Source organism: Yinghuangia sp. YIM S10712 (assembly GCF_051388935.1).
In the GTDB taxonomy this organism is placed as follows: Bacteria; Actinomycetota; Actinomycetes; order Streptomycetales; family Streptomycetaceae; genus Yinghuangia.
Map to the genome: position 1 here is coordinate 719 of NZ_JBPKBI010000026.1, position 21,670 is coordinate 22,388.

At 70.3% G+C, this 21,670-nt stretch carries 19 protein-coding genes; 10 read left to right on the plus strand and 9 right to left on the minus strand.

Annotated features, from left to right (window positions below; translation table 11 throughout):
* Positions 1–64 precede the first annotated feature (64 nt).
* On the minus strand, positions 65–2,707 hold the full coding sequence (locus ACRX5W_RS30240; RefSeq protein WP_436791565.1) for a family 78 glycoside hydrolase catalytic domain: 2,643 nt from the start codon (positions 2,705–2,707) through the stop codon (positions 65–67).
* Between the two features lie 351 nt (positions 2,708–3,058).
* Between ACRX5W_RS30240 and ACRX5W_RS30245 the strand changes: the two genes are divergently transcribed.
* The gene (locus ACRX5W_RS30245; RefSeq protein WP_436791566.1) at positions 3,059–4,534 is read left to right on the plus strand and encodes an MFS transporter; all 1,476 of its coding nucleotides are present in this window, start codon (positions 3,059–3,061) and stop codon (positions 4,532–4,534) included.
* Positions 4,535–4,657: 123 nt separating this feature from the next.
* On the opposite strand, the gene ACRX5W_RS30250 is transcribed toward ACRX5W_RS30245, so the two are convergent.
* Positions 4,658–5,473: an SDR family NAD(P)-dependent oxidoreductase gene (locus ACRX5W_RS30250; RefSeq protein WP_436791567.1), complete on the minus strand. Its 816-nt coding sequence runs from the start codon at positions 5,471–5,473 to the stop codon at positions 4,658–4,660.
* Between the two features lie 293 nt (positions 5,474–5,766).
* Between ACRX5W_RS30250 and ACRX5W_RS30255 the strand changes: the two genes are divergently transcribed.
* The 4 genes from ACRX5W_RS30255 to ACRX5W_RS30270 all read left to right on the plus strand — a co-directional run bounded on the left by ACRX5W_RS30255 (position 5,767) and on the right by ACRX5W_RS30270 (position 8,773).
* Positions 5,767–6,129, plus strand: coding sequence for a hypothetical protein (locus ACRX5W_RS30255; protein WP_436791568.1), 363 nt, complete (start codon positions 5,767–5,769; stop codon positions 6,127–6,129).
* Between the two features lie 58 nt (positions 6,130–6,187).
* A complete protein-coding gene (locus ACRX5W_RS30260) occupies positions 6,188–6,943 on the plus strand; it encodes an SDR family oxidoreductase (protein WP_436791569.1) in 756 nt (251 codons plus the stop codon).
* Positions 6,944–7,193: 250 nt separating this feature from the next.
* Positions 7,194–7,964, plus strand: coding sequence for an SDR family NAD(P)-dependent oxidoreductase (locus ACRX5W_RS30265; protein ID WP_436791570.1), 771 nt, complete (start codon positions 7,194–7,196; stop codon positions 7,962–7,964).
* Positions 7,965–7,987: 23 nt separating this feature from the next.
* Positions 7,988–8,773 (plus strand): SDR family oxidoreductase, encoded by a 786-nt coding sequence (locus tag ACRX5W_RS30270; RefSeq protein WP_436791571.1) that lies wholly within the window; start codon positions 7,988–7,990, stop codon positions 8,771–8,773.
* Between the two features lie 147 nt (positions 8,774–8,920).
* Here ACRX5W_RS30270 and ACRX5W_RS30275 read toward each other — a convergent pair whose 3' ends face one another.
* Positions 8,921–10,546, minus strand: coding sequence for a FadR/GntR family transcriptional regulator (locus ACRX5W_RS30275; RefSeq protein ID WP_436791572.1), 1,626 nt, complete (start codon positions 10,544–10,546; stop codon positions 8,921–8,923).
* Between the two features lie 795 nt (positions 10,547–11,341).
* On the opposite strand from ACRX5W_RS30275, the gene ACRX5W_RS30280 reads away from it, so the two are divergent.
* From ACRX5W_RS30280 to ACRX5W_RS30300, 5 genes are all read left to right on the plus strand, one after another.
* Entirely contained in the window at positions 11,342–12,637 is a 1,296-nt protein-coding gene (locus ACRX5W_RS30280; protein ID WP_436791573.1) for an amidohydrolase family protein, read from the plus strand.
* A gap of 168 nt (positions 12,638–12,805) precedes the next feature.
* Entirely contained in the window at positions 12,806–14,107 is a 1,302-nt protein-coding gene (locus ACRX5W_RS30285; RefSeq protein ID WP_436791574.1) for an acyl-CoA dehydrogenase family protein, read from the plus strand.
* The gene (locus ACRX5W_RS30290; RefSeq protein ID WP_436791575.1) at positions 14,104–15,207 is read left to right on the plus strand and encodes a phosphotransferase family protein; all 1,104 of its coding nucleotides are present in this window, start codon (positions 14,104–14,106) and stop codon (positions 15,205–15,207) included. Before ACRX5W_RS30285 ends, ACRX5W_RS30290 begins: the two co-directional genes overlap by 4 nt.
* Positions 15,204–16,004: an enoyl-CoA hydratase-related protein gene (locus tag ACRX5W_RS30295; RefSeq protein WP_436791576.1), complete on the plus strand. Its 801-nt coding sequence runs from the start codon at positions 15,204–15,206 to the stop codon at positions 16,002–16,004. The genes ACRX5W_RS30290 and ACRX5W_RS30295 overlap by 4 nt, the downstream gene beginning before the upstream one ends.
* 7 nt (positions 16,005–16,011) lie before the next feature.
* Positions 16,012–16,989 carry an NADPH:quinone oxidoreductase family protein gene (locus tag ACRX5W_RS30300; protein ID WP_436791577.1) on the plus strand — a complete coding sequence of 326 codons (978 nt, stop codon included), beginning with the start codon at positions 16,012–16,014 and terminating at the stop codon, positions 16,987–16,989.
* Between the two features lie 84 nt (positions 16,990–17,073).
* Here ACRX5W_RS30300 and ACRX5W_RS30305 read toward each other — a convergent pair whose 3' ends face one another.
* The 6 genes from ACRX5W_RS30305 to ACRX5W_RS30330 are packed head-to-tail and all read right to left on the minus strand — an operon-like array spanning position 17,074 to position 21,600.
* Positions 17,074–17,688 (minus strand): carboxymuconolactone decarboxylase family protein, encoded by a 615-nt coding sequence (locus ACRX5W_RS30305; protein WP_436791578.1) that lies wholly within the window; start codon positions 17,686–17,688, stop codon positions 17,074–17,076.
* Positions 17,685–18,446, minus strand: coding sequence for an SDR family NAD(P)-dependent oxidoreductase (locus ACRX5W_RS30310; protein WP_436791579.1), 762 nt, complete (start codon positions 18,444–18,446; stop codon positions 17,685–17,687). Before ACRX5W_RS30310 ends, ACRX5W_RS30305 begins: the two co-directional genes overlap by 4 nt.
* Before the next feature lie 12 nt (positions 18,447–18,458).
* Positions 18,459–18,746, minus strand: a complete 288-nt coding sequence (locus ACRX5W_RS30315; protein ID WP_436791580.1) for a 2Fe-2S iron-sulfur cluster-binding protein — start codon at positions 18,744–18,746, stop codon at positions 18,459–18,461.
* Positions 18,747–18,770: 24 nt separating this feature from the next.
* Positions 18,771–20,015, minus strand: coding sequence for a metal-dependent hydrolase family protein (locus ACRX5W_RS30320; RefSeq protein ID WP_436791581.1), 1,245 nt, complete (start codon positions 20,013–20,015; stop codon positions 18,771–18,773).
* Positions 20,012–20,344, minus strand: a complete 333-nt coding sequence (locus ACRX5W_RS30325) for a hypothetical protein (RefSeq protein ID WP_436791582.1) — start codon at positions 20,342–20,344, stop codon at positions 20,012–20,014. The genes ACRX5W_RS30320 and ACRX5W_RS30325 overlap by 4 nt, the downstream gene beginning before the upstream one ends.
* Positions 20,341–21,600: an aromatic ring-hydroxylating oxygenase subunit alpha gene (locus ACRX5W_RS30330; RefSeq protein ID WP_436791583.1), complete on the minus strand. Its 1,260-nt coding sequence runs from the start codon at positions 21,598–21,600 to the stop codon at positions 20,341–20,343. The genes ACRX5W_RS30325 and ACRX5W_RS30330 overlap by 4 nt, the downstream gene beginning before the upstream one ends.
* Positions 21,601–21,670: the final 70 nt, after the last annotated feature.

Sequence of the window (21,670 nt, forward strand, 5' to 3'; positions counted from 1 at the left end):
GGCGGCGGGCCCGGCCGGGACTTCCCGGTCGGGCCCAACTCACCTGCCTGGTTTGCCGCGTCGCTCAGCGGCCGAGAGCGCAGGTGTCCTGGTGGTCGCCCGGTCCCGCGTCGTAGGTGCGGCCGTCCGGGAGGGTGACGGTGGCGGTGGTGCCGGGCGGGACGGTGAACGCCAGGTCGAAGCGGCCGTCCTCGATGGACCACCGGGTGGAGATGCGGCCGTACGGGGTGTCGAGTTCGGCTTCCGCCCGGGTCAGGCCGCCTCCCGGTTCGGGGCGGATGTCGAAGTGCCGGTAGGCCAGGGCGTCTTCGCGCGGGCGGATGCCGGCGGTGTGGCGGTGCAGGAAGGAGACGACGGCGCCCTTGCTGTAGTGGTTGAGCGAGGCGTGGGCGGTGCCGTCCGCGTCGATACCGTCCCAGTCCTCCCAGACCGTGGTGGCGCCGCGGTCGATCATCACGAGCCAGGAAGGCTCGGTGTCCTGCATCAGCAGTTCGTAGGCGACGTCCAGGTGCCCGGTGTCGGCGAGCACCGGCAGCAGGTACGGCGTGGCCAGGAACCCGGTGGCCAGATGGGTGCCGGCTTCGCGGATGAGGGCGACCAGGCGCGCCGCGGTCTGTTCCCGCAGATGCTCCGGCACCAGGCCGAAGGCCAGCGCGCGGACGTGGTTGGCCTGCGTGTCGACGGTCAGGTGTCCGTCCGGGCCGATGAACTCGGTGCGCCACGCCGCGAGCACGTTGTCCGCGTATCGCCGGTAGCGGTCGGCGTCGTCGGCCCTGCCGAGCACCGCGGCGGTCTTCGCGAGCAGTCGCGACGAGTAGTGCAGGTACGCGGTGGCGATGGGACCGGGGTCCTGCGCGTAGAACGGGGTGTCGTGGGTGCCTTTGGGTTCGCACCACTCGCCGTAGTGGAACGCGGAGTCCCACAGGAACTCCTCGTGCGCGGCGGGCTCGGGGCGGGCCTCGGCGCGGGCGCCCCAGCGGCCGGTGCGGGCGATGCCGGCGGCGTAGTCGTGCCAGCGGACCATCGAATCGTACTGATCGGCGAGAACCTGCTCGTCGCCGTACGCGCGGTACGTCTCCCACGGCACGATCACCGCGGCGTCGCCCCAGCCGGCGGAACCCTGGATGTATGTGAACAGGTCCTCGCCGCGGCGTTTGTGCCCGCCGTCGGGGATCACGTTGGGGACCCGCCCGTCGGGCCACTGGTCGGCGGCGAGGTCGCGCAGCCACTTCGCCGAGAACCCCGCGACGTCGTACAGGAAGGCGGCGGTCGGGACGAAGATCTGCCAGTCGCCGGTCCAGCCGTCGCGTTCGCGCTGCGGGCAGTCGGTGGGGATGTCGCAGGCATTGCCGCGGAAGCTCCACAACGCAGCCTCGTGCAGGCGGTTGACCCGCTCGTCGCTGCACCGGAACCAGCCGGTTCGCGCGAAGTCCGTGTGGACGACGACCGCTTCGATGTCGCCAGGGGTGAGAGTCCCGGGGTGGCCCTCGACGCGAACGTACCGGAAGCCGTGTGTGGTGTGCCGTGGTTCGAAGACCTCGCCCGTCCGCCCGGACGACACCACTTGGTCCCGCTGGTCCGGGCCGCGCGTTCCGTCGCCGTCGGTGATGAAGAGGTGATCCAGTGTCACATCGCCGTCGGGGCCGAGTGTTTCGCCGTGGGTGAGAGTCAACTCGGTGCCCTGCGGCCCGAGTTCGTTCAGGCGTACCCAGCCGTTGATGTTCTGGCCGAAGTCGACGACCTGCACGCCGGGCCGGGGCGCGGTGATCGCGACCGGGGTGAGTGCCTGTACGCGGCGGACCGGCGGCGCGGGGCTTGCGGCGAGGCGGTCGGTCTTCGCATAGAGGCCGTCCTGCGCGACGACGGCCTTGCTCCAGGCGCTGTCGTCCGCGCCGGGCTCGGACCAGCCGGGGACGGCCAGGCGGAAGTCGGTCCGCTGGCCGTCCATCAGGTCGGCGGCGGTGATCTCCGCGCGGGTGGACCGCCAGCCCGGTCCGGTGCCGACCATGGTCACGTCGCCGGTCTCCGTGGTCGCGCGCAGTTGCGCCAGCAGGGCCGTCCGGCTGCCGAACGCGTCGGGCGTCAGGCGGGAGGTGATCTGTCCGCGGAACCAGCCGTCGGACAACACCGCGCCGATCGCGTTCGCCCCCGGACGCAGAAGCGCCGTGACGTCGTACGTCTGGACCATCAGGCGTGAGCCGTACGCCGTGAACCCCGGCGCGAGCTCTTGGTCGCCGACCCGGGTGCCGTTGACGAACAACTCGTAGACGCCGTGCGCGGTGGCGTACACCCGGGCGGTCGTCGGCGCGGCGTCGAGGGTGAACTCGTGTCGCAGAAGGTAGGCGGGGCGCCTGCCGGCCTCCGGCACAGTGTCCTCGGCGGGTTCGATCCACGCGGCCGTCCAGTCCGCGACGTCGAGCACGGGCTCCCAGGACGACGGCTGCGACCAGTCGCTCTCGCCCAGATCCGTGCGAACCTTGACCTGCCACACGCAGCGCTGCCCGGGCGCGGGCACCGGCCCCGCGTAGGGCACGAGGACGCTTTGGTCGCTTTCCACCCAGCCGGAGTCCCAGTCCTGCGTACGAATCCGGTAGGCGGACTGCCGCAGCGAGCCGGCAGGCAGCCACCACGACAGTCGCGGAGCACGCACGTCGGTGCCCAGCGCCTCGTCCAGGTGTTCGACGCGCAAGCGTGTGGGTACTGCCACGGCGGCCCTCCAGCCCGCCCCGGGCACTCTCCCTGCACGGAGCCGCCGGGGCCACCCGTTATTGGAACGTTTCACTGATCATGTGGCAACGAGCGCCGGACCTCCGGACCGATGGCGGGGCGCACACGTCCTCACATGCCTCGGCCACCGTTCCGGAGATCGCCCTTCGCTCGGATCGATCCCGGCACGGTAACCGCCGGGGGACACACCGCGGCAATCGGTTGCCAGATGTTGCTTCGCCCGGAAAACCCGTCGGTGACCGGGTCTGGCGCGGCCCTACCGCAGCGTTTACTGTCGACGATCACACGTCCTCACGCTCCGATTTTCTGCACCTCACAGCCAGGACATTTCATGACAGCCGTAGCACCGTCTCCGGAGCGCGAGACCAAGACCGACGAGGCACCGCGATCAACGCTTGGCGCGCGGTATGCGCTGATGGTCTTCTCCCTTGTATGGGCGGCGCACCTGACCGCGCTGCTGGGCATCCTCGCCGGCAACGCGCAGTCCAAGATCGCGCTGCACTTCCAGACCACGGAGATCGTCTGGTTCACGCTCGCCGGCAGCCTGGTCGGCACGTTCGTCACGCCGTTCGTGGTGAAGGCCGCGGGCATGTTCGGCAAGAAGCGCGTGATGGTCGTCGTCGCCGTGCTCGGCCTGGTCGGCGACCTGATCGCGGCGCTGGCGACCAGTTACGGCATGCTTCTGGTCGGCCGCGGGATCGCCGGCGTCTACCTCGCGGCCGGCCCGATCGCCTACGCGCTGACCCGCGACATCTTTCCGCGCCACATGGTCGGCACCGCCACCGGTCTTCTGGGCGGCACCGTCGGTCTGGTCGCCGTCGGCGGGCCGTTCCTGACCGGCTGGCTCCTCGACGACTTCGGCTTCCGCGGCGCACTGTGGTTCATGGTGATCGGGGCGGCGATCGCCCTCGCCGCCCTCGTCGCGTTCGTCCCGGAGAGCCCGGTGCGCGAACCGCGCACAAGGGTCGACTGGCTCGGCGGGCTCCTGCTCGGCGGCGGCCTGACCGCCATCGTCTACGGCTTGGGCGAAGGCTCGGAGTGGGGCTGGAGCAGCGGCAAGACCTTCGGCTACATCTGCGGCGGCGTGGTCGCGATCGTGGCCTTCGTGGTCGTCGAGACGAGGGTTCCCCACCCGATGTTCCCGATGGCCCTGCTGACCCGGCGCCCGGTGTGGACGACGCTGCTGGCCGGCGCCCTCGCACAGGCCTCGGCGTTCAGCGTCGGGACGTTCATGTACCTGATGTCGCTGATGCCGAGCATCCCCGGCGTCTCGGACGGCCTGGGCTTCTCGGCCACGCACAACGCCCTGGTCAACGCGCCGAACAGCACTGTCGTCCTGCTGTCGGCGGTGGCTGCGGGGACACTCGCCCGGCGCTTCGACGGACGCAAGGTGCTCTGCTGCGGTGCGCTCATCTTCGCGGTCGGTTTCCTCCTGACCTCGCAGTACCACCACTCCGAGGGGCAACTGATCGCGGTCGGCGTCGTCGGCGGCATCGGCATGGGCATGATCGTCTCCACCGTCCCGGTCCTGGTGATCCAGGCGGTCGAACCGTCCGAACAGGCCCTGGGCAGCGGTGCGCTGTCGATGCTCGCCGGGGTCTTCGGCGCTGTCATCACCCAGGTCGTCTTCACGGTCATGGCCGAGGACGCCAAGGTCATGCACGGCGTCGAGTTCTACCGCGACGCGGCGTTCACCAACGCCTACCTGCTCATCGCGGGACTCGCGGTGGTGACGGCCCTTCTCGCCCTGCTCATCCCCAAGACCCAGCGCATCGACGAGGTGGAGGCGGGACAGGCGGCGCCCTGACCTTGACTCCTGCAACGCAGAAGCCCGGCCGCCCCCGCACCGTGGGCCGGCCGGGCTTCCGCGTTGCGCGGTGAGGGACCGGCTGATGTTCACCGGGGTCGGGAACGGCTCCGGTGTCGCCTGTCAGGCGATCTGTGTTCCGCCGTCGATGGACAGGATCTGGCCGGTGACGAAGGCGGCGGCGTCGGAGGCGAGGTAGACGGCTGCGGCGGCGATTTCGGAGGGGTGGGCCGTCTGGCGCAGGAGGAGGGTGCGGCGGCCCACGGAGTGGAGTTCTTCGGCGCGCGTCGCGGCGAGGCGGGCGAATATGCCGTCGGGGTGCCAGCGGCTGCCTGAGCTGACGTCGCGTTCGCCGTCTTCGGGGAGGGTGCCGTAGGGGGCGATGGCGTTGACCGTGATGTTGTGCCGGCCGACCTCCTTCGCGAGGACTTTGGTGAACGCGTGCACTGCTCCCTTCATGGCCGAGTACACGGCGAGCAGCGGGTCGCCGACGATTCCCGAGACCGAGCCGATGTTGATGACGCGTCCGCTTCCGCGCTCGATCTGGCCGGGCAGGACCGCGTGGGTGCAGTTCAGGGTGCTCGTGATGTTGAGTGCGATGTCGCGTTCCCAGTCGGACGGGTCGGATTCGGCGAAGGCGTCGAGGCCGACGTTCCCGCCGACGTTGTTCACCAGCACGTCGATCCCGCCGAACTTCTCCCGCGCCGCGTCGACGAGGGCCTGCACCTGAGCACGGTCTGTGACGTCGGCGGCGTACCAGAGTGTGTCCTTGGCGCCGTGGCGCGGGAGTTCGTCGCACACCCGCCGGCCCTGGGCAGCATCGCGGCCGCACACCACCACGTTCGTCCGTTCCGCGGCGAAGGCCAGGGCAATCGCCTTCCCGATATTGGCATTTCCGCCGGTGACCAGCACCGTGCGGCCGTCGAGACCCGTCTGCAAAGCGTCCTCCCGTGATCGGACGAATGCGCTTTCCCGGTTCCGCGGAATCCGCGTTCGCGGACGCGCGTCCGTGCTTTGTGCCCTTGCCCTCGCATGCCTGCCCACCGACCGGCGCTCGGCATACGTCGACCGATGCCACTTCGGAAAATAGTTGAGTCAGTAGCCTATAACAGCTAACCTACCGAAGCGCAGGGCACAAGGCAGGCGGTTCCGCGGAAAGGCCGAGACATGAGCGACCGAGCCGGCCGCCTGTGCCGCCATCGCCGGGAATCGGCGTACCCGAAGGGCGTGACATGGCCGACACGACGCTCTACCTGGTCTTCTCGAACCCGGTCGAGGGCAAGGACCGTGAGTTCAACGAGTGGTACGACACCGTGCACGTCCGCGACGTGCTGGCGGTGCCCGGCATGGTGTCGGCGCAGCGGTACGACCTGAAGGACACGGAGATGTACCGTCTGGCCGGCGGCGGCGCGCACCGGTATCTCGTCGTGTACGAGATGGACGGCGACCCCGACGTCGTCATGCCGGGGATCCGCGAGGCGGTGGCGGCCGGCGACATGGTCATGAGCGAGACGCTGGACCTGCAAAGCGTGCAGATGTCGTTCTGGTCGCCGCACGGCCCGCGCATACAGGCCCGGCAGCAGCGGACCACATGAGGGCAACCGACCGTAGTCGTCAGTGTGTTGACGTAGGACAGGCGAGAAGGGCGGGCCAGTGGGCGCTGAGCCGTTGAAGGGCAAGGTCGCGATCGTGACCGGCGCGGCGGGGGGTATCGGGCGGGCGTACGCCCGAGGGCTGGCCGGCGCGGGTGCGTCCGTGGTGCTGGCCGATCTCAATGCCGACGGAGTGCGTGCGGCGGCCGAGGAGTTGGAGCGCGACGGGTACGACGTCGCCTCGGTGCAGGTGGATGTGAGTGACGAGGCGAGCGTCGCCGAAATGGCAGGGTCGGCGGCGGACCGGTTCGGCTCGGTCGACATCCTGGTGAACAACGCCGCGCTGATGGCCGAGATCATGGGCCAGACTCTGACGACCATCCCGATGGACACCTGGCACCGCACGCTGGCCGTCAACCTCACCGGTCCCCTGCTGTGCGCCCGGGCGGTGGTGCCCTACATGGCGGAGAAGGGCTACGGGAAGATCATCAACCAGTCGTCCGGCGGCGCCTTCCTGCCGTCGGCGCACTACGGCATCACCAAGCTGGGTGTGGTCAGCATGACGATGTCGCTGGCCAAGGAGCTCGCTCCCCGGGGCATTCGCGTCAACGCGATCGCTCCCGGCTGGGTCAACACCGAGGCGGGCCTGGCCACCACACCGCCCGAGGTCCGCGCCGCGCTCGCCGTGTCCATCCCCATCCCCTTCGGCGACCCGGAGGACCTCGTCGGCGGGCTGGTGTTCCTCGCTTCCGCAGCGAGCGACTGGGTCACCGGCCACACCCTCAACATCGACGGCGGGTGGATTCCGCGCACCTGACGCGGACCCGGCAAAGCCGACGGACCCGGTCCGGTCGACGCCGAAGCGGCACCGAACCGGCACGAACCGGCACCGGCCGGTCACACCGATCGGACCTTGCCGGCGACCGGCCGGCACAGCCGGGGAGCGGGGGCCGTCGGACTGCGGTCCGGCGATCCCGCCGTGTCGCGAAGTGCCTTATGAGGTCGTCGGTTTCAGTCCCGCCCCGTCCCACGTACAACGCCCCTGCGACAGAATCGAGCGAGCCCCGATGAAACCCCCTGCTGAATTGTTCGACCTCACCGGCAAGGTCGCGATCGTCACCGGCGGGAGCCGCGGCATCGGCCGCGCGGTCGCCGAAGGCCTCGCCGTCGCCGGTGCCGACGTCGTCATCGCCAGCCGCAAGGGCGACGCCTGCGAGAAGGCCGCCAAGGAGATCGAGGCGTCGACCGGCCGGCGCGCGCTGCCGGTCGCCACCCACGTGGGCAAGTGGGAGGACTGCGACCGCCTCGTCGAGACGGTGTACGACGCCTTCGGCCGCTGCGACGTCCTGGTGAACAATGCCGGCATCGCCCCCCTCTACGCCGACCTGCCGTCGGTCACCCAGGAGCTGTACGACAAAACGCACGCCGTCAACGCCTCGGGCCCCTTCCGTCTCTCCGCGCTGATCGGCACCCGGATGGCCGAAGGCGACGGCGGGTCGATCATCAACGTGACCACAGCCGGATCGCTGCGCCCGAACCCCGACGACCTGCCCTACGCCATGGCCAAGGCCGCCCTGAACGCACTCACCCTGGGACTGGCCGGCACCTGGGCCCCCAAAGTCCGGGCCAACCTCGTGCTGCCGGGCGCCTTCGACACGGACATCACCAAGCCCTGGGGCCCGGAGAACAAGGCCAATGCCGGCCGTATCAACCCGATGAAGCGCATCGGCCTGCCCGAGGACATGGTCGGCGTGTGCGTCTTCCTCGCCGGCGCCGCCTCCTCCTACATCAACGGCGCCCAAATCCTCGTCGACGGCGGCCTGTTCCGGACCCTGTGACGCGCACCACCGAGGAGAACCACATGCAGACGATCAACGGCCGTACGGCCTTCGTCACCGGAGCCGCGAGCGGCATCGGACTGGCGGTCGCCGAGTCACTGCTCGCCGCGGGGGCGCGGGTCGTACTCGCCGACCGCGACGAGGCGGCACTCGAACGGGAAGCCGGCCGGCTCGGCGCCGGCGCACTCGTGTGGCACCTGGACGTCACCGACCGGGACGGCTGGCAGGAGGCCAAGCGCGCCACCGAGCAGGCCTTCGGACCAGTCGACATCCTCGTCAACAACGCCGGGATCGGGCACAACCTGGTCGACACGGTCGATCTGCCCGCCGAGGTCTTCGACCGCATGATGGCCGTCATGCCGACGGGCACGTTCAACGGCGTCCACACGTTCGCCGCCGGCATGCGTGACCGGGGCGAGGGCCACATCGTCAACACCGCCTCGATGCTCGGGCTGGTGGCCAACGCCCGCTTCGGCGCGTACTCGGCGGCGAAGTTCGCGGTCGTGGGACTGAGTGAGGCGCTCGCCGCGGAGATGGCTCCGCACGGGGTCGGTGTGTCGGTGGTGTTCCCCGGCCTGGTCCGGACCAACTTCGGCAAAGCGGGTGACCGCGGCATGAGTTCGGCCGACCTGACATCCTCCGTCGGGGAGGGCATCGACCCCGGGCTGGTCGGCGCGCAGGTGGTCGACGCCATCCGCGACAACCGGCTGTACGTCCCCACGCACGGCGAGTTCGGCCCGACCGTCGCGGCACGGGCAGCCCGGCTGCAGGAAGCCTTCGCCACCGCGCCCCGGCACGACGGCGCCTGAGCACGGCGACGTTGCCACGGCGGTTCCGACGCGCCCCGGACGGCACCGGGCGCGTCGGAGCGCGCGGCATCGGGTTCCTCTGGGCGGAGGAGGCTCCGGCGCCCCCGTGGAGCGAGGCGGCGTCGGAGCCCCGGCCCCCTCGCCCGCCTACTCGATGAGGTCGACCACCAGGCGCCGGCCCAGGTCGGACGTGTCGAAGAAGGGCGCGCTGGCCTCCAGGCACTCGGCCCATGTGCTCGCGGCCCGTGCGGGGTCGTGGTCGGCGAGGGCGGTGACAAGCTCCGCGAACTTCGCGTGGGCGTTGCGGTTGGTCGTCGTCACCCACGGCAGGCTGGTCGCGCCGATGCTCACGGCGGGTCCGATGCCGACCTTGACCCACTGCAACATCTGCGCGATGACGGCCAGAGCCGGGTTCCGGGTGCCGGCGAAAGCCACCATGACGGCGTTCCGGAAGAGCTTCATGAACCGCGGCGTGTCCTCCACGGCCTCGGCCATCTCCGCCTCAAGGGCGCGCAGTGCCTGGAGCTGGTCCGCGTCGATTCGCGCGGCGGTCAGTTCCATCACGGCGGGTTCGACCATGCGAACCGCCCGGGAGAAGTCCGCGAGCGTGGTTCCCCGGGCCTCGAAGACCGTGCCCGCCAGTTGCGCGGCGACTCGGGACGACGGATACCGGACGATGGCGCCACCGCGGTCGCCGGGCCGCAGTTCCAGCAGCAGTTCCATCTCCAGGATGCGCAGGGCCTCACGCAGCGTCGGCAGCGAGAGACCGAACTCCTGGGTCAGTTCCGCGAGTGGCGGCAGCCGCTCACCGTCGTGCAGGCGTCCGTCGGCGATGCGGGACCGGATCTCCGTCGCGACCGCGGTCGCCACCCGGCGCGAGCTCTCGCCCCCCGCCTGTTCGACCTGCGCCCTCCACATCGGCACGACGTCGATCGGGCGCCGGCTGCGGCTGCGGCTGACCATCAGCCGGCCCGCGCTGTCGAGATAGTCGCTCCACGCTTCCGCGGCGAGTGCGCCGTCGCGACGTCGGGCCGCTTCCAGGAACCCGTTGTGCGCGATGACGACCCTGCGTGCGAACCGCTCCGCGGTGCTCCGGTCGGCGGTGCCGACCGCCGTGTACACCTGGCCCGCGTAGATGTGGCGGAGCACTCCGGCGACCACACCGACGGACAGGTTGCCGGAGAGCTCGGTGACGGCCTGGTCGAAGATGGCGACGGCTGTCGCGAACGACAGCGCGTCCCCGGCGGCGCCGCGTTCCGCATCGTGCAGCGCGACGAGGCGGTCAAGCCGTTCCTGGTCGCACGCGAGGGCGAACTGCGCCGCGGCGGGGGGCTCGATGACCAGGCGGGCCTCTTCCAGGTCCGCCAGCGTCGCGTGGCGCACTTGCAGAAGCAGCGCGACGTACCGCCCCACGGAGTCGAGCCCGGGCCGGCGGACGACGGCGCCGCCGCCGCGACCGCGCCGGATCTCGATGAGCGACTGCGATTCGAGGATCCGCAGGGCCTCACGCAGGGTGTCCCGGGAGACCTCCAAGGTGGTGGTCAGCTCGGCCTCGGCGGGCAGGCGCCGGCCGACCTCCAGCTCCCCGCTGAGGATCTGCCTCCGCAGCCCGGCCGCGAGGATGTGCGACGTCTTGCTGATCCGGCGCCGATGCGGCGGCGTCCAGCCCTCGTCGAGGGAGGCGAGCCCCGCGCGCGGCGACGGGACCGGCTCCGGCGCCCTGTCCGCGTGTGACGTGGCAGCCCCCTCGATTTCGGGTCGGCCTCCGTTCATGTCCACCTCGTTCCCTTGACAGTCCGGACGCCCCGGCGGTCCGGTCTCCGAGAACCGCTGATCGAACCCTGCGGCGGCGGACCGGATCCCGCCCACCCTATGTGTGGCGGCAGACCACGATCACCACGGCGGCGGGTCCGCCGTGACGAACGGCGTCAGGCGGGCGGCACGTCCCGCCGCGGCCGGGTTGTGGGCACCGAGCCCGTCGGCGTCGGCCGCACGCTGGTCCGCGCCGAGCCACGGGCGCGGGCTTTTCCGGGACGTCGGACGGGACGGAGCCCGGCAGGCGGCCTCGCCCGGTAACGCTCGTCCTTGTCCTCGACACAGTCGCGGACGCGGCGGTTCCGAGTGCCAGAGCCTCGCCGGTGGGCCCTCGGAGGTCGGCGCCCCCGAACCGGGCGTTCGCCGCATCTCAGCACCTTGTCGGCCGAAATCGCTTGTGCTGAAGCGGAGTTGGCCGCCTTTCGGCGTTCGCCTCCTCCCCCGCGCACTCGCTCCGCGGTGCTCCGTCACGAGTGGCCGTGGTGGCGCTGTTCCCTCCTTGTGCTGCGCCCATGGGTAAGCTAGCCTCATACTTACGACCTAGTCAACTATTTAAACCCGCGCCGCGGCGGACCTGCGCCGGCCGTGGGTCCGGTGCGCTCCCCGGCCGTTTCCGGATTCCCACGCCACGGCACGCCCGGCCTCACGGCGCTCCTACGACCAAGTTCTTCAGCCGGAAAGCCGCTTTCGACAGCGCGACACCGTCGGGTGGCCGGTGAGAAGTAACTTCGTTCTCGGTGAAGGATTTCCTCGATGGACTTGGACGACCTCATTCTGATCAGCGTCGACGACCACCTGATCGAGCCGCCGGATCTGTTCGTCAACCACCTCGACGCCAAATACCTGGACCGGGCCCCGAAGCTGGTCCGCAATGAACAGGGCAACGACGTCTGGGTGTTCGGCAAGCTCGTCATGGAGACCGCCGCGCTGAACGCCGTCGCCGGGCGACCGCCCGAGGAGTTCGGCATGGAGCCGCAGAGCCTCGACGAAGTCCGGCCCGGCTGCTACGACGTGCACGAGCGGGTGAAGGACATGAACGCCGGCGGGGTGGTGGCCTCCATGAACTTCCCGTCGTTCCCGACGTTCACGGCGCGGACCTTCGCCTCCGACGACCTCGACCTCTCGGGCGCCTTGGTGCGCGCGTACAACGACTGGCACATCGACGAGTGGTGCGGCGCGTACCCCGGCCGGTTCATTCCGATGGCCGTCCCTGTGATCTGGGACGCCGAACAGACCGCCGATGAGGTCCGCCGGTGCGCGGCCAAGGGCTGCCACTCGCTCACCTTCACGGAGAACCCGGCCGCGCTCGGCTACCCCAGCTTCCACAGCGAGTACTGGGACCCGGTCTGGCAGGCGTGCTGCGACACCGGAACCGTGCTGTCGATCCACCTCGGCTCCTCCGGCCGCCTCGCCGTACCCGCCGCGGACTCGCCGCCGGACGTCCTGCTCACGCTCCAGCCGATGAACATCCAGTCAGCCGCCGCCGACCTGCTGTGGTCCCGGGTCCTGAAGCAGTTCCCCGACCTGCGGATCGCCCTGTCCGAAGGCGGCAACGGCTGGATCCCCTACTTCCTCGACCGAGCCGACCGGACGTACCGGCTCCACCGGGCGTGGACGCTCCAGGACTTCGGGAACCGGCTGCCCAGCGACGTCTTCCGCGAGCACTTCCTGACCTGCTTCATCAGCGACCCCGTCGGCATCGAGATGCGCGACAGGATCGGCATCGACAACATCGCGTGGGAAGCCGACTACCCGCACAGCGACTCGCTGTGGCCCGGTGCCCCCGAGGAACTGCACACCGTGCTGACCGACAACGCCGTCGCGGACGACGACACCCGCAAGATCACCCACGAAAACGCCATGCGCTGGTACTCGTTCGACCCCTTCGCGCACATCCCGAAAGAGGAAGCGACCGTGGGTGCCCTGCGCCGGTCCGCGGCCGGGCACGACGTCTCCGTCGTCCCGCGAAGCACACGCGCCCGGACCGCCGACGAAAAGCTGGAGGGCTTCCGCGAGCGCGCCCGCCGCGCCGTTGCGGCCCAAGGCTGACACGGGAGCAGGCCGGCACGGGAGCGGCCGGCACGGGAGCAGGCCGGCACGGGGGCGGCCGGCAGCACGCCGCATCTCCGACGGCGACCGACGTACTCCGTTCGCGGCAGCCGAGACGCGCGAAAAACATCACGAGCGACATTGCGCAAGCATGGGGAAGGGACCGCCATGTCATGGGACTTCGAAACGGAGCCCGAATTCCAAAAGCTGCTGGATTGGGCGGATGACTTCGTCCGCGAGGAAGTCGAGCCGCTGGACTACGCATGGCCCGACCTCCAGTTCACCCCGCCCGACGAGACACTGCGCCGGGTCCTCGACCCGCTCAAGGAGGAAGTGCGCAGGCACAACTTGTGGGCCACGCACCTCAGCCCGGAACTCGGCGGCCAAGGCCACGGACAGCTCAAGCTGTCGCTGCTCAACGAGATCCTGGGGCGCTCGGAGTGGGCGCCGATCGTGTTCGGCTGCCAGGCCCCGGACACCGGGAACGCCGAGATCATCGCCCACTACGGCACCGAGGAGCAGAAGAAGCGCTACCTGCGGCCGCTGCTGAACGGCGAGATCTTCTCGTCCTACTCGATGACCGAGCCCGAAGGCGGCTCCGACCCGACGGCGTTTCGCACCCGGGCCGAGCGCGACGGCGACGGTTGGGTCATCAACGGCTGGAAGTACTTCTCCTCCAACGCCAAGACGGCCGACTTCCTCATCGTCATGGTCGTCACCAACCCGGATGTGAGCCCGTACCAGGGCATGTCGATGTTCCTGGTGCCCACCGACACGCCCGGTGTGCACATCGAACGCAACATAGGCCTGGCGTACGAGCCGCTCGGCGACGGCATCCACCCGCTCATCCGCTACGACAACGTCCGCGTCCCGGCCGACGCGCTGCTCGGCGGGGAGGGCCAGGCGTTCGCCATCGCGCAGACACGCCTCGGCGGCGGTCGCATCCACCACGCCATGCGCACCATCGGCACCGCGAAGAAGGCTCTGGACATGATGTGCGAGCGGGCCCTCAGCCGCCGCACGCAGGGCGGCCCGTTGGCCGAGAAGCAGTTCGTGCAGGGCTACATCGCGGACTCGTACGCCCAACTCATGCAGTTCCGGCTGTTCGTCCTCTACACCGCGTGGACCATCGACAAGCACCAGGACTACCGCAAGGTCCGCAAGGACATCGCCGCCGTTAAGGTCCTCATGCCCGGCGTACTGCACGACATCGTCCACCGGTCGCTCCAGGTCCACGGCGCACTCGGCACGACCAACGAGATGCCCTTCGGCAAGATGCTGCTCGGCGCCGCCGTCATGGGCCTGGTCGACGGTCCCACCGAAGTGCACAAGGTCACCGTGGCCCGCCAACTCCTGCGCGACCACAAGCCCAGCGACGACCTGTGGCCCACCGCGCACATCCCCAAACGCGTCGCTGCGGCACGCGAGAAGTACGCCGAATACCTGGAGCACGAGGTGGGAAACCAGTGACCGACACCGACACCCCCCGGACCGCCGACACCCCCCAGACCGCCGAGGCCGCCGTCCCGACGCTCGACGGCGAGCCGGCGAAACGGCTCGCGGCCTGGATGGACACCGCCGGCCTCCCCGGCACCGGCGAGCCCCTGGAGTCCCGATACATCTCCGGCGGAAGCCAGAACGAGATCTTCGAGCTGCGCCGCGGCGACGCGCTCCACTGCGCCATGCGAATCCCGCCCGGCACCGCGCCCGCCGACCGCGACGCGGGCATCGTCCGCGAGTGGCGGATCATCGAGGCCTTGAACGGCACCGATGTGCCGCACACCGAGGCCGTCGCGGTCTGCACCGACCCTTCCGTGCTGGGGCGCACCTTCTACCTGATGGGCTTCATCGACGGCTGGTCGCCGATGGGCGTGTCCGACAGGACGCGCTGGGCGGCGCCGTTCAACACCGACCTGAAGGCCCGTGCCGGCCTGGGCTACCAACTCGCCGAGGGCGCCGCGCTGTTGTCGACGGTGGACTGGCGGGCACGGGGCCTCGCGGACCTCGGACGCCCGGAAGGCTTCCACGAGCGGCAGGTGGACCGCTGGTCGACGTTCTTCGCGCGCATCAAGGGCCGCGAACTGCCCGGCTTCGACGAGGCGTCCGCCTGGTTGCGCGCCCGCAAGCCGATCGACTACGTCCCCGGACTCATGCACGGCGACTACCAGTTCGCCAACGTGATGTACCGGCACGGCGAACCGGCGCGGCTGGCCGCGCTCGTGGACTGGGAGATGGGCACCGTCGGCGACCCCAAGCTCGACCTCGCCTGGCTCCTGATGGGCTGGCCGGAGGACACCAACGCCCCCGAGGCCGCGACATCGACCTACGTGGACATGACGGGGATGCCGTCACGGGAGCAAATCCTCGCGCACTACTCCGAGTTGTCGGGCCGTCAGGTCGACGACATCGACTACTACAGCGTCCTCGCCAACTGGAAGCTCGCCATCATCCTCGAACGCGGCTTCCAGCGCGCGGGCGACGACGTCAAACTTCAGGCGTTCGGCCCGATCGTCCTGGAACTCATGCAGACCGCCGCCGACTTGGCCGAGAGCAGCAGGTACACATCGTGACCGAACAGATCGACAACGCCCGGCAGAACGACGAACTGGTGCGCGAACGCCGGGGTCCGGTGCTCGTCGTGCGTCTGAACCGTCCCGAGGCACACAACCAGCTCACGCCCGCCATGATGCGCGCCATCGGGGCGGCCGTGGCCGAAGCCGAGTCCGACCCGGACATCCGCGTGGTCGTCCTCACCGCCACCGGCGACCGGACGTTCTGCGCGGGGATGGACCTGCGCTCCTTCGCCGGCGGCGCGGACTTCACCGTCGGCAGCGACTCGGACATGAGCCACTACATGCGGTTCATGACCGGCCGCGCGTCCATCCCGGTGGTCGGTGCCGCCAACGGCACGGCACTGGGCGGCGGCTTCGAGGTGCTGCTCGCCTGCGATCTGATCGTCGCCTCCGAGAAGGCGCGGTTCGGGCTTCCCGAGGTGAAGCGCGGGCTCTTCGCGGCCGGCGGCGGTGTGTTCATCGGCACCAAGATCCCGATGAACGCCGCACTGGAACTCCTGATGACCGGGGACTCGATCACTGCGGAGCGCGCCCACGGGCTCGGGCTGGTCAACGCCGTCGTGCCGCCCGAGGAGGTCGCGGTCACCGCGCTGGGGCTCGGCGAGCGGGTCGCGGCCAACGCCCCGCTCGGCGTGGCCGCGAGCCGCGACCTGGCGCGCCTCGCGGTCGCGGATCTGCGGGGTGCCGAGGCCCGCATGCAGGAATTGCAGGAGTCCGTGTACGCCAGCGAGGACGCCCAGGAAGGCGCGATGGCGTTCATCGAGAAGCGCAAGCCGGTGTGGAAGGGACGCTGAGCCGACGATGCGAGCCGCCGTCTGCCGGACCCACGGAGGCCCGGAAACCGTCCGGATCGAGGAGATCCCGGCGCCGGGAATCGGCGCGGGCCAGGTCCGCGTGGCGGTGCGCGCCGCCGCGGTGAACTTCTCCGACGTGCTGGTCGTCGCCGACCGCTACCAGGCGAGCGCGCCGACGCCGTTCGTTCCCGGCAGCGAGTTCGCGGGCGTGGTGCGGGAGGTCGCCGAGGGGGTGCGGGGCATCGGCGTGGGCGACCGGGTGATCGGCACCGCGTTCGTCGGCGCCTTCGCCGAGCAGGCCGTGGTGGACGCCGCGGCGGTCACCCGCATCCCGGACGGTGTCGGCGACCGTGTCGCGGCGGCATTCGGCGTCGCCCACCGCACCGCGTACCACGTGCTGCGTTCGGTGGCCCGGCTGCTGCCGGGCGAGGAACTGGTGGTGCTGGGCGCGGGCGGCGGGGTCGGCCTCGCCGCGGTGCAGATCGGGGCGGCGCTCGGGGCATCGGTGACCGCGGTGGCGTCCACGCCCGAGAAGCTGAAGGTCGCCGGGGCGTACGGTGCCCGCAACCTCATCGGCCACCGCTCGGCCGACCTGCGCGCGGCGCTGCGCGAGCACCTGCCCGGCGGCGCGGACGTGGTGGTCGATCCGGTGGGCGGTGCCCTGTCCGAGCCGGCGCTGCGGTCGCTGCGCTGGGGCGGACGGTTCGTGACCGTCGGCTATGCGTCCGGCGTCATCCCGCGCATCCCGCTCAACCTCGTGCTCCTGAAGGGCATGCAGGTGCTCGGTTTCCAGTTCCGCGACTTCGCGGCGCACGCCGCCGAGGAGTACCGCCGCAACGAGGGTGAACTGCTCGCCCTCCTCGCCGAGCGCCGCGTCGAACCCCACATCCAGGCCGTGTACGCCTTCGACGACACGGCCGCCGCCCTGCAACACGTGGCGGACGGCCACGCAATCGGCAAGGTCGTCCTGGAGGTCGCCGGCTGACCCGCACCTCGGCGTCGGGGACCGGACGACGAAACCGCGTCCGGTCCCCTGACCTGGCCGATGCGGGCGACAGCATGAACGACCTCACATCGACGCTGCGGGGGGCAGGGCGATCGGTGTGCGGTCCGGGCCGCCGTCCGGTGGCAGGCCGACGGCGTTGAGCACGGCCGCCAGGCACAGGTAGCCGCCGATCACGAACAGCACCTCCAGCAACTGCCGTTCGTCGAAGTGGCGGGCCAGGCACCGCCAGGTCGGCTCGTCGACCGTGTGGGCGGCGACCATCTGGTCCGCAGCGGCGATCAGCGCGCGCTCGCGGTCGCCCCAGCCCGGGTCGTCGCCGGCCCCGCCGATGGCGGCGATCTCGTCGTCGTCGAGGCCGGCCCGGCGTCCGATCCGGACGTGCTCGGTCCACTCGTAGCGGGACTGTGTCCGCCACGCCACTCGGAGCACCAGCAACTCGCGGTCGCGTGGCGGTAGTTCGGGGTCGGTCGTGAGTCCGCCGGAGAAACCGATCCAGCGGGCGGCCAGTCGGGGGTGGTGCCCGAACAGGCCGATGACGCCCGGCATCGCCGACTCGTCGGCGTCGTCCGCCAGGTAGGCGTCGGCCGAGGGGATGTGGCCGCGCAGCAGCGCCCGCCCGTTCGGCGACCAGTGCCGGGCCGGCAGGGGTGCGAGCCGGGGTGCCTCGGTCGAGGTCACAGCACCGCCCCGCCGTTGACGCCCAGCACCTGTCCGGTGACGAAGCCTGCGCCCTCCGAGCTGAGGTACGCCACGGCGGCGGCGATGTCGTCGGGGGTGCCCAGGTGGCCGATCGGGATGGCCCGGGCCATGGCGTCGTTGTCCGGCAGGCGACCCTCCCGCTGGGAGCGGTGCTGCATCGGCGTCTCGATGCCGGAGGGCGGGATGGTGTTGACCGTGATGCCGAGCGGCGCGTAGATGCGGGCGAGCGACTTCGTCAGCACGATCACGCCGCCCTTCGCGGCGGCGTAATGGGCGCAGTTCGGCGACCCGCGCTGGGCGCTGGAGGAGGAGATGGTGATGATGCGCCCCCATCCCGCGGAGGTCATGTCGCCCACGGCCGCCTGGCAGCAGTGGAACGTGCCGGTCAGGTTGACGTCGAGGACGCGTTGCCATCGTTCGGGGGTGATGTCCTCGAACGTGTCGAACGCCATCAGGCCCGCGCTGGTGACCAGGATCCCCACCGGCCCGAGGTCGGCGCGGACCTTGTCGAACGCCGCGTCGACGGCGGTCCGGTCGCTGACGTCGACGCCGACGGCCAGCGCCGCGACGCCCTGGGTGCGCAGGTCGTCGGCGACCGCGGCGGCGCGTTCGGCGTCCAGGTCGAGTACGGCGATGCGGTGTCCCGCGGCGGCGAGGTGGCGGCAGCTCGCCTCGCCGATGCCCGACGCCCCGCCGGTGACGACGGCGACGCGGGATGTCGTGGTTGCCTGAGCCATGCTGGGTGTCCCCTATTCGTAGACCACGCTGGTGCGCGCCGAGGTGGGCACCGCCTGACAGGTCAGCACCCAGCCCTCGGCGACCTCCTCGGCTGTCAGGGCCTCGTTGTTGCGCATGTCGGCCCGGCCTTCGACGACGCGGGCGATGCAGGTGCCGCAGCTCCCGGTCTCGCATGACGCCGGGGCGAGCAGCCCGGCTGCGCGGGCCGCCTGGAGGAGCGTCGTGCCGGGGCGGTGGGCGGTTACGACGGTCCGTTCGCCGAGGCGGATCGCGACGGACGCCGGGACGCCGCTTGACATGTGTTCTCCATCCTGGGGTGGGACTCAGACGTTCTTGTGCACGCGGCCGTCCTTCATGACGAACCGCACGTCCTGGGTGACGGTGATGTCCTGCGTCGGGTCACCCGGGACGGCGATGACGTCGGCGAGGAACCCCTCGCGCAGGCGGCCCAACTCGTCGTTGAGTCCGACCAGTTCGGCGCTGGTGACGGTCGCCGCGTGCAGTGCCTGCATCGGCGTCATCCCCCGTGACACAAGCGCGGCCAACTCCTTGGCGTTGTCACCGTGCGGGACGGCCGGTGCGTCGGTGCCGCACGCGATCCTCACTCCCGCGGCGACGGCCTTGGGCAGCATCGACTTGGCGCGGGGGAACACCTCGGCCGCCTTCTTCCGCAGCTCCGGTGCCGCCCGTGCGATGTCCATCGCGTCGGTCAGGTACGTCGTCGAGACCAGGAACGTGCCGTGGTCGGCCATCATCTTCAGCGTTTCCTCGCTCGCCAGGAAACCGTGCTCGATGCAGTCGATCCCGGCCCTGATGCACGCTTGCACGGCACTGTCGCCGACGGCGTGCGCGGCGACGCGGATGCCCGCGCGGTGGGCCTCGTCGGCGATCGCGGCCAACTCCTCGTCGGAGTACTGCTGTGCGCCCGGCCCGGTGCTGTGCGACATCACCCCGCCCGAGGCGGAGACCTTGATGACCTTGGCGCCGTGGCGGATCTGGTAGCGCACACAGGCGCGGACCTCGCCGACGCCGTTGGCGATGCCCTCGCCGATGCTGAGCGGCATGATCCCCGGGGCCAGCCGCTGGAACACCGTGGGGTCCAGGTGGCCGCCGTACGGGGTGATCGCGTGGCCCGCGGGGATGATGCGCGGGCCCTCCACCCAGCCCTGGTCGACGGCGCGTTGCAGCGCGACGTCGAGCAGGTAGCCGCCGGTCTTGACCATGAGGCCGAGGTTGCGGACGGTCGTGAAGCCGGCCATGAGCGTCGTGCGGGCGTTGAGTGTCGCGCGGATCGTGCGGTACGCGGGGTCGTCCTGCACGCCGTGCATCGGCAGCGGCAGTCCGGTCGGCGTCTCCGGCCCGCCGATCAGGAAGTTGAGCTCCATGTCCATCAGGCCGGGCAGCAGAGTGACGTCGCCGAGGTCCAACTCGGTTGCGCCTTGGGGTATTCGGTCCGGGTTGACCGCGGTGATCCGGTTCCCCTCCACGACGATCACGGCCGGCGACCGGACCTGCCCCGCGTCGCTGTCGAGCCACCGGGCGGCGCGCAGGACCACGGGCCCGGTCACGGCGTCGGCTCGATGAAGCAGTCGAACGCCGCCGATCCGGTGTCGGGGACCTTGGGCTGGTGCCACACCTCGACGGGGAAGGACACCTGGATCATCGAGTAGAGCAGGTGCAGCAGGTTGAGCGCGTCGTCGGGCAGTGCGTCGTACGGAAGCTTCTCCAGGTACGCCATGGCCTGCTCGGCGCGGGGCATCGCCGCGTCGTACAGCGCCTGCATCTCCTCCATCGTGCTCGCCAGCCGCGTGTGGTGGCGCTCGTGTTCCGTCGGCAGGCACCACTTGGCGGCGAACGGCTCCAGGTCGGCGAATTCCTCGGGCAGGTATGCGGTCACCGGGCGGCTCCCTCGTACTCCTCGACCCAGTCGCCCACGACCTTGTGGAGGTGCCGGCACAGGATCTCCTGGTCGTTCAGCAGGAAGTGGTCGACGTAGCGGGTCTCCAGCATCGTCTGGGTGGCCTCCAGGGTGTTGGAGTCCTGCAACGCGAACTCCTTGAAGGTCACGGCCGCCATCTCCTGCGCGACCCGCTCGCGGACGTTCGTCGCCGGCAGGAAGTAGGCGCTGCCCTCGAAGACGTGGGTGTTGTAGGACGTCGGCCAGTACTGGTAGGTGATGTACCAGCCCTGGCTCCAGATGAGGATCACGAAGTTGGGGAACAGCTGGAAGGAGTCCAGGCCCCACGGGTCGCAGTTGGCCGGATTGACACCCGGCGGCATCGGCCCCAGGTCCGGTTTGTCCCACGGCCCGAAGAGCCCGCTCCGGGTCAGGGCGTCGACCGGTTTGACGGATTCGGCGTCCAGCTCCCAGAAGCGGATGCCGGACGTGCTGACCAGCCGGTGGGGCCCGTCGAGCTGGTAGTGCGGCGCCTCGAAGCCGGCCTGTGCGGCGGCGACCGAGAACTTCTCCGGCGACTGCTTCGCGTGCAGGATCGGCGCGTGGTAAAACTCGGCGAACGCGTCCATGTACAGCTTCCAGTTCGCCTTGATCTCGGTGCTGTAGCCGAACCGGGACGTCATCTTGTCGAACGGATAGCCCTCCAGCGCGGTCACCATCGGACCGAGGAAGTCACGCAGCGACTGCGCCGGTTCGTCCGCGAGGTTCACGAAGATGAACCCGGCCCACACGTCGCAGTGCACCGGTGCCAGGCCGTACTTGCTCTTGTCGACGTCGAAGAACTCCCCCTCCTGCTGGATGAAGTTCAGTTTCCCGTCGAGGCCGTAGCGCCAGCCGTGGTACTTGCAGGTGAACTGTCGGCACGAACCCTCGACGTCCAGCGTCGGATCCTCGTTCCACACCAGCTTGTTGCCCCGGTGCCGGCAGATGTTGTGGAAGGCACGGACCGTGCCGTCCTTGTCCCGAACCACGATCACCGAGGCGTTGGCTGCATGGATCGTCTTCGTGAAGTGACTTCCGGTACGCGGCAGTTGCTCGACACGGCCGACGTGCAGCCAGGCGCGCTTGAAGATCGCCTTCTTCTCGCGCTCGTAGAACTCGGGGTCGATGGAGTCGTCGTAGGACACCGGCCCGGTCCCGAGTTCCGGGTAGTGCCGGGTCCAACTGCCTTCCGGTGGCTTGGGGAAACGCGGCATGGCCTTCCTCCTTGGTCGGTGCGGTGTCCCGGGCAGGCGGCCGACGGTGTTCATCGAGTGATCAAGACAC

Bases quoted from the DNA above. Each gene is read 5' to 3' on its own strand.
- ACRX5W_RS30300 (WP_436791577.1), top strand. From the start codon at position 16,012: ATGCGAGCCGCCGTCTGCCGGACCCACGGAGGCCCGGAAACCGTCCGG.
- ACRX5W_RS30255 (WP_436791568.1), top strand. From the start codon at position 5,767: ATGGCCGACACGACGCTCTACCTGGTCTTCTCGAACCCGGTCGAGGGC.
- ACRX5W_RS30315 (WP_436791580.1), bottom strand. From the start codon at position 18,746: ATGTCAAGCGGCGTCCCGGCGTCCGTCGCGATCCGCCTCGGCGAACGG.
- ACRX5W_RS30280 (WP_436791573.1), top strand. From the start codon at position 11,342: ATGGACTTGGACGACCTCATTCTGATCAGCGTCGACGACCACCTGATC.
- ACRX5W_RS30310 (WP_436791579.1), bottom strand. From the start codon at position 18,446: ATGGCTCAGGCAACCACGACATCCCGCGTCGCCGTCGTCACCGGCGGG.
- ACRX5W_RS30330 (WP_436791583.1), bottom strand. From the start codon at position 21,600: ATGCCGCGTTTCCCCAAGCCACCGGAAGGCAGTTGGACCCGGCACTAC.
- ACRX5W_RS30285 (WP_436791574.1), top strand. From the start codon at position 12,806: ATGTCATGGGACTTCGAAACGGAGCCCGAATTCCAAAAGCTGCTGGAT.
- ACRX5W_RS30270 (WP_436791571.1), top strand. From the start codon at position 7,988: ATGCAGACGATCAACGGCCGTACGGCCTTCGTCACCGGAGCCGCGAGC.
- ACRX5W_RS30245 (WP_436791566.1), top strand. From the start codon at position 3,059: ATGACAGCCGTAGCACCGTCTCCGGAGCGCGAGACCAAGACCGACGAG.
- ACRX5W_RS30275 (WP_436791572.1), bottom strand. From the start codon at position 10,546: ATGAACGGAGGCCGACCCGAAATCGAGGGGGCTGCCACGTCACACGCG.
- ACRX5W_RS30265 (WP_436791570.1), top strand. From the start codon at position 7,194: ATGAAACCCCCTGCTGAATTGTTCGACCTCACCGGCAAGGTCGCGATC.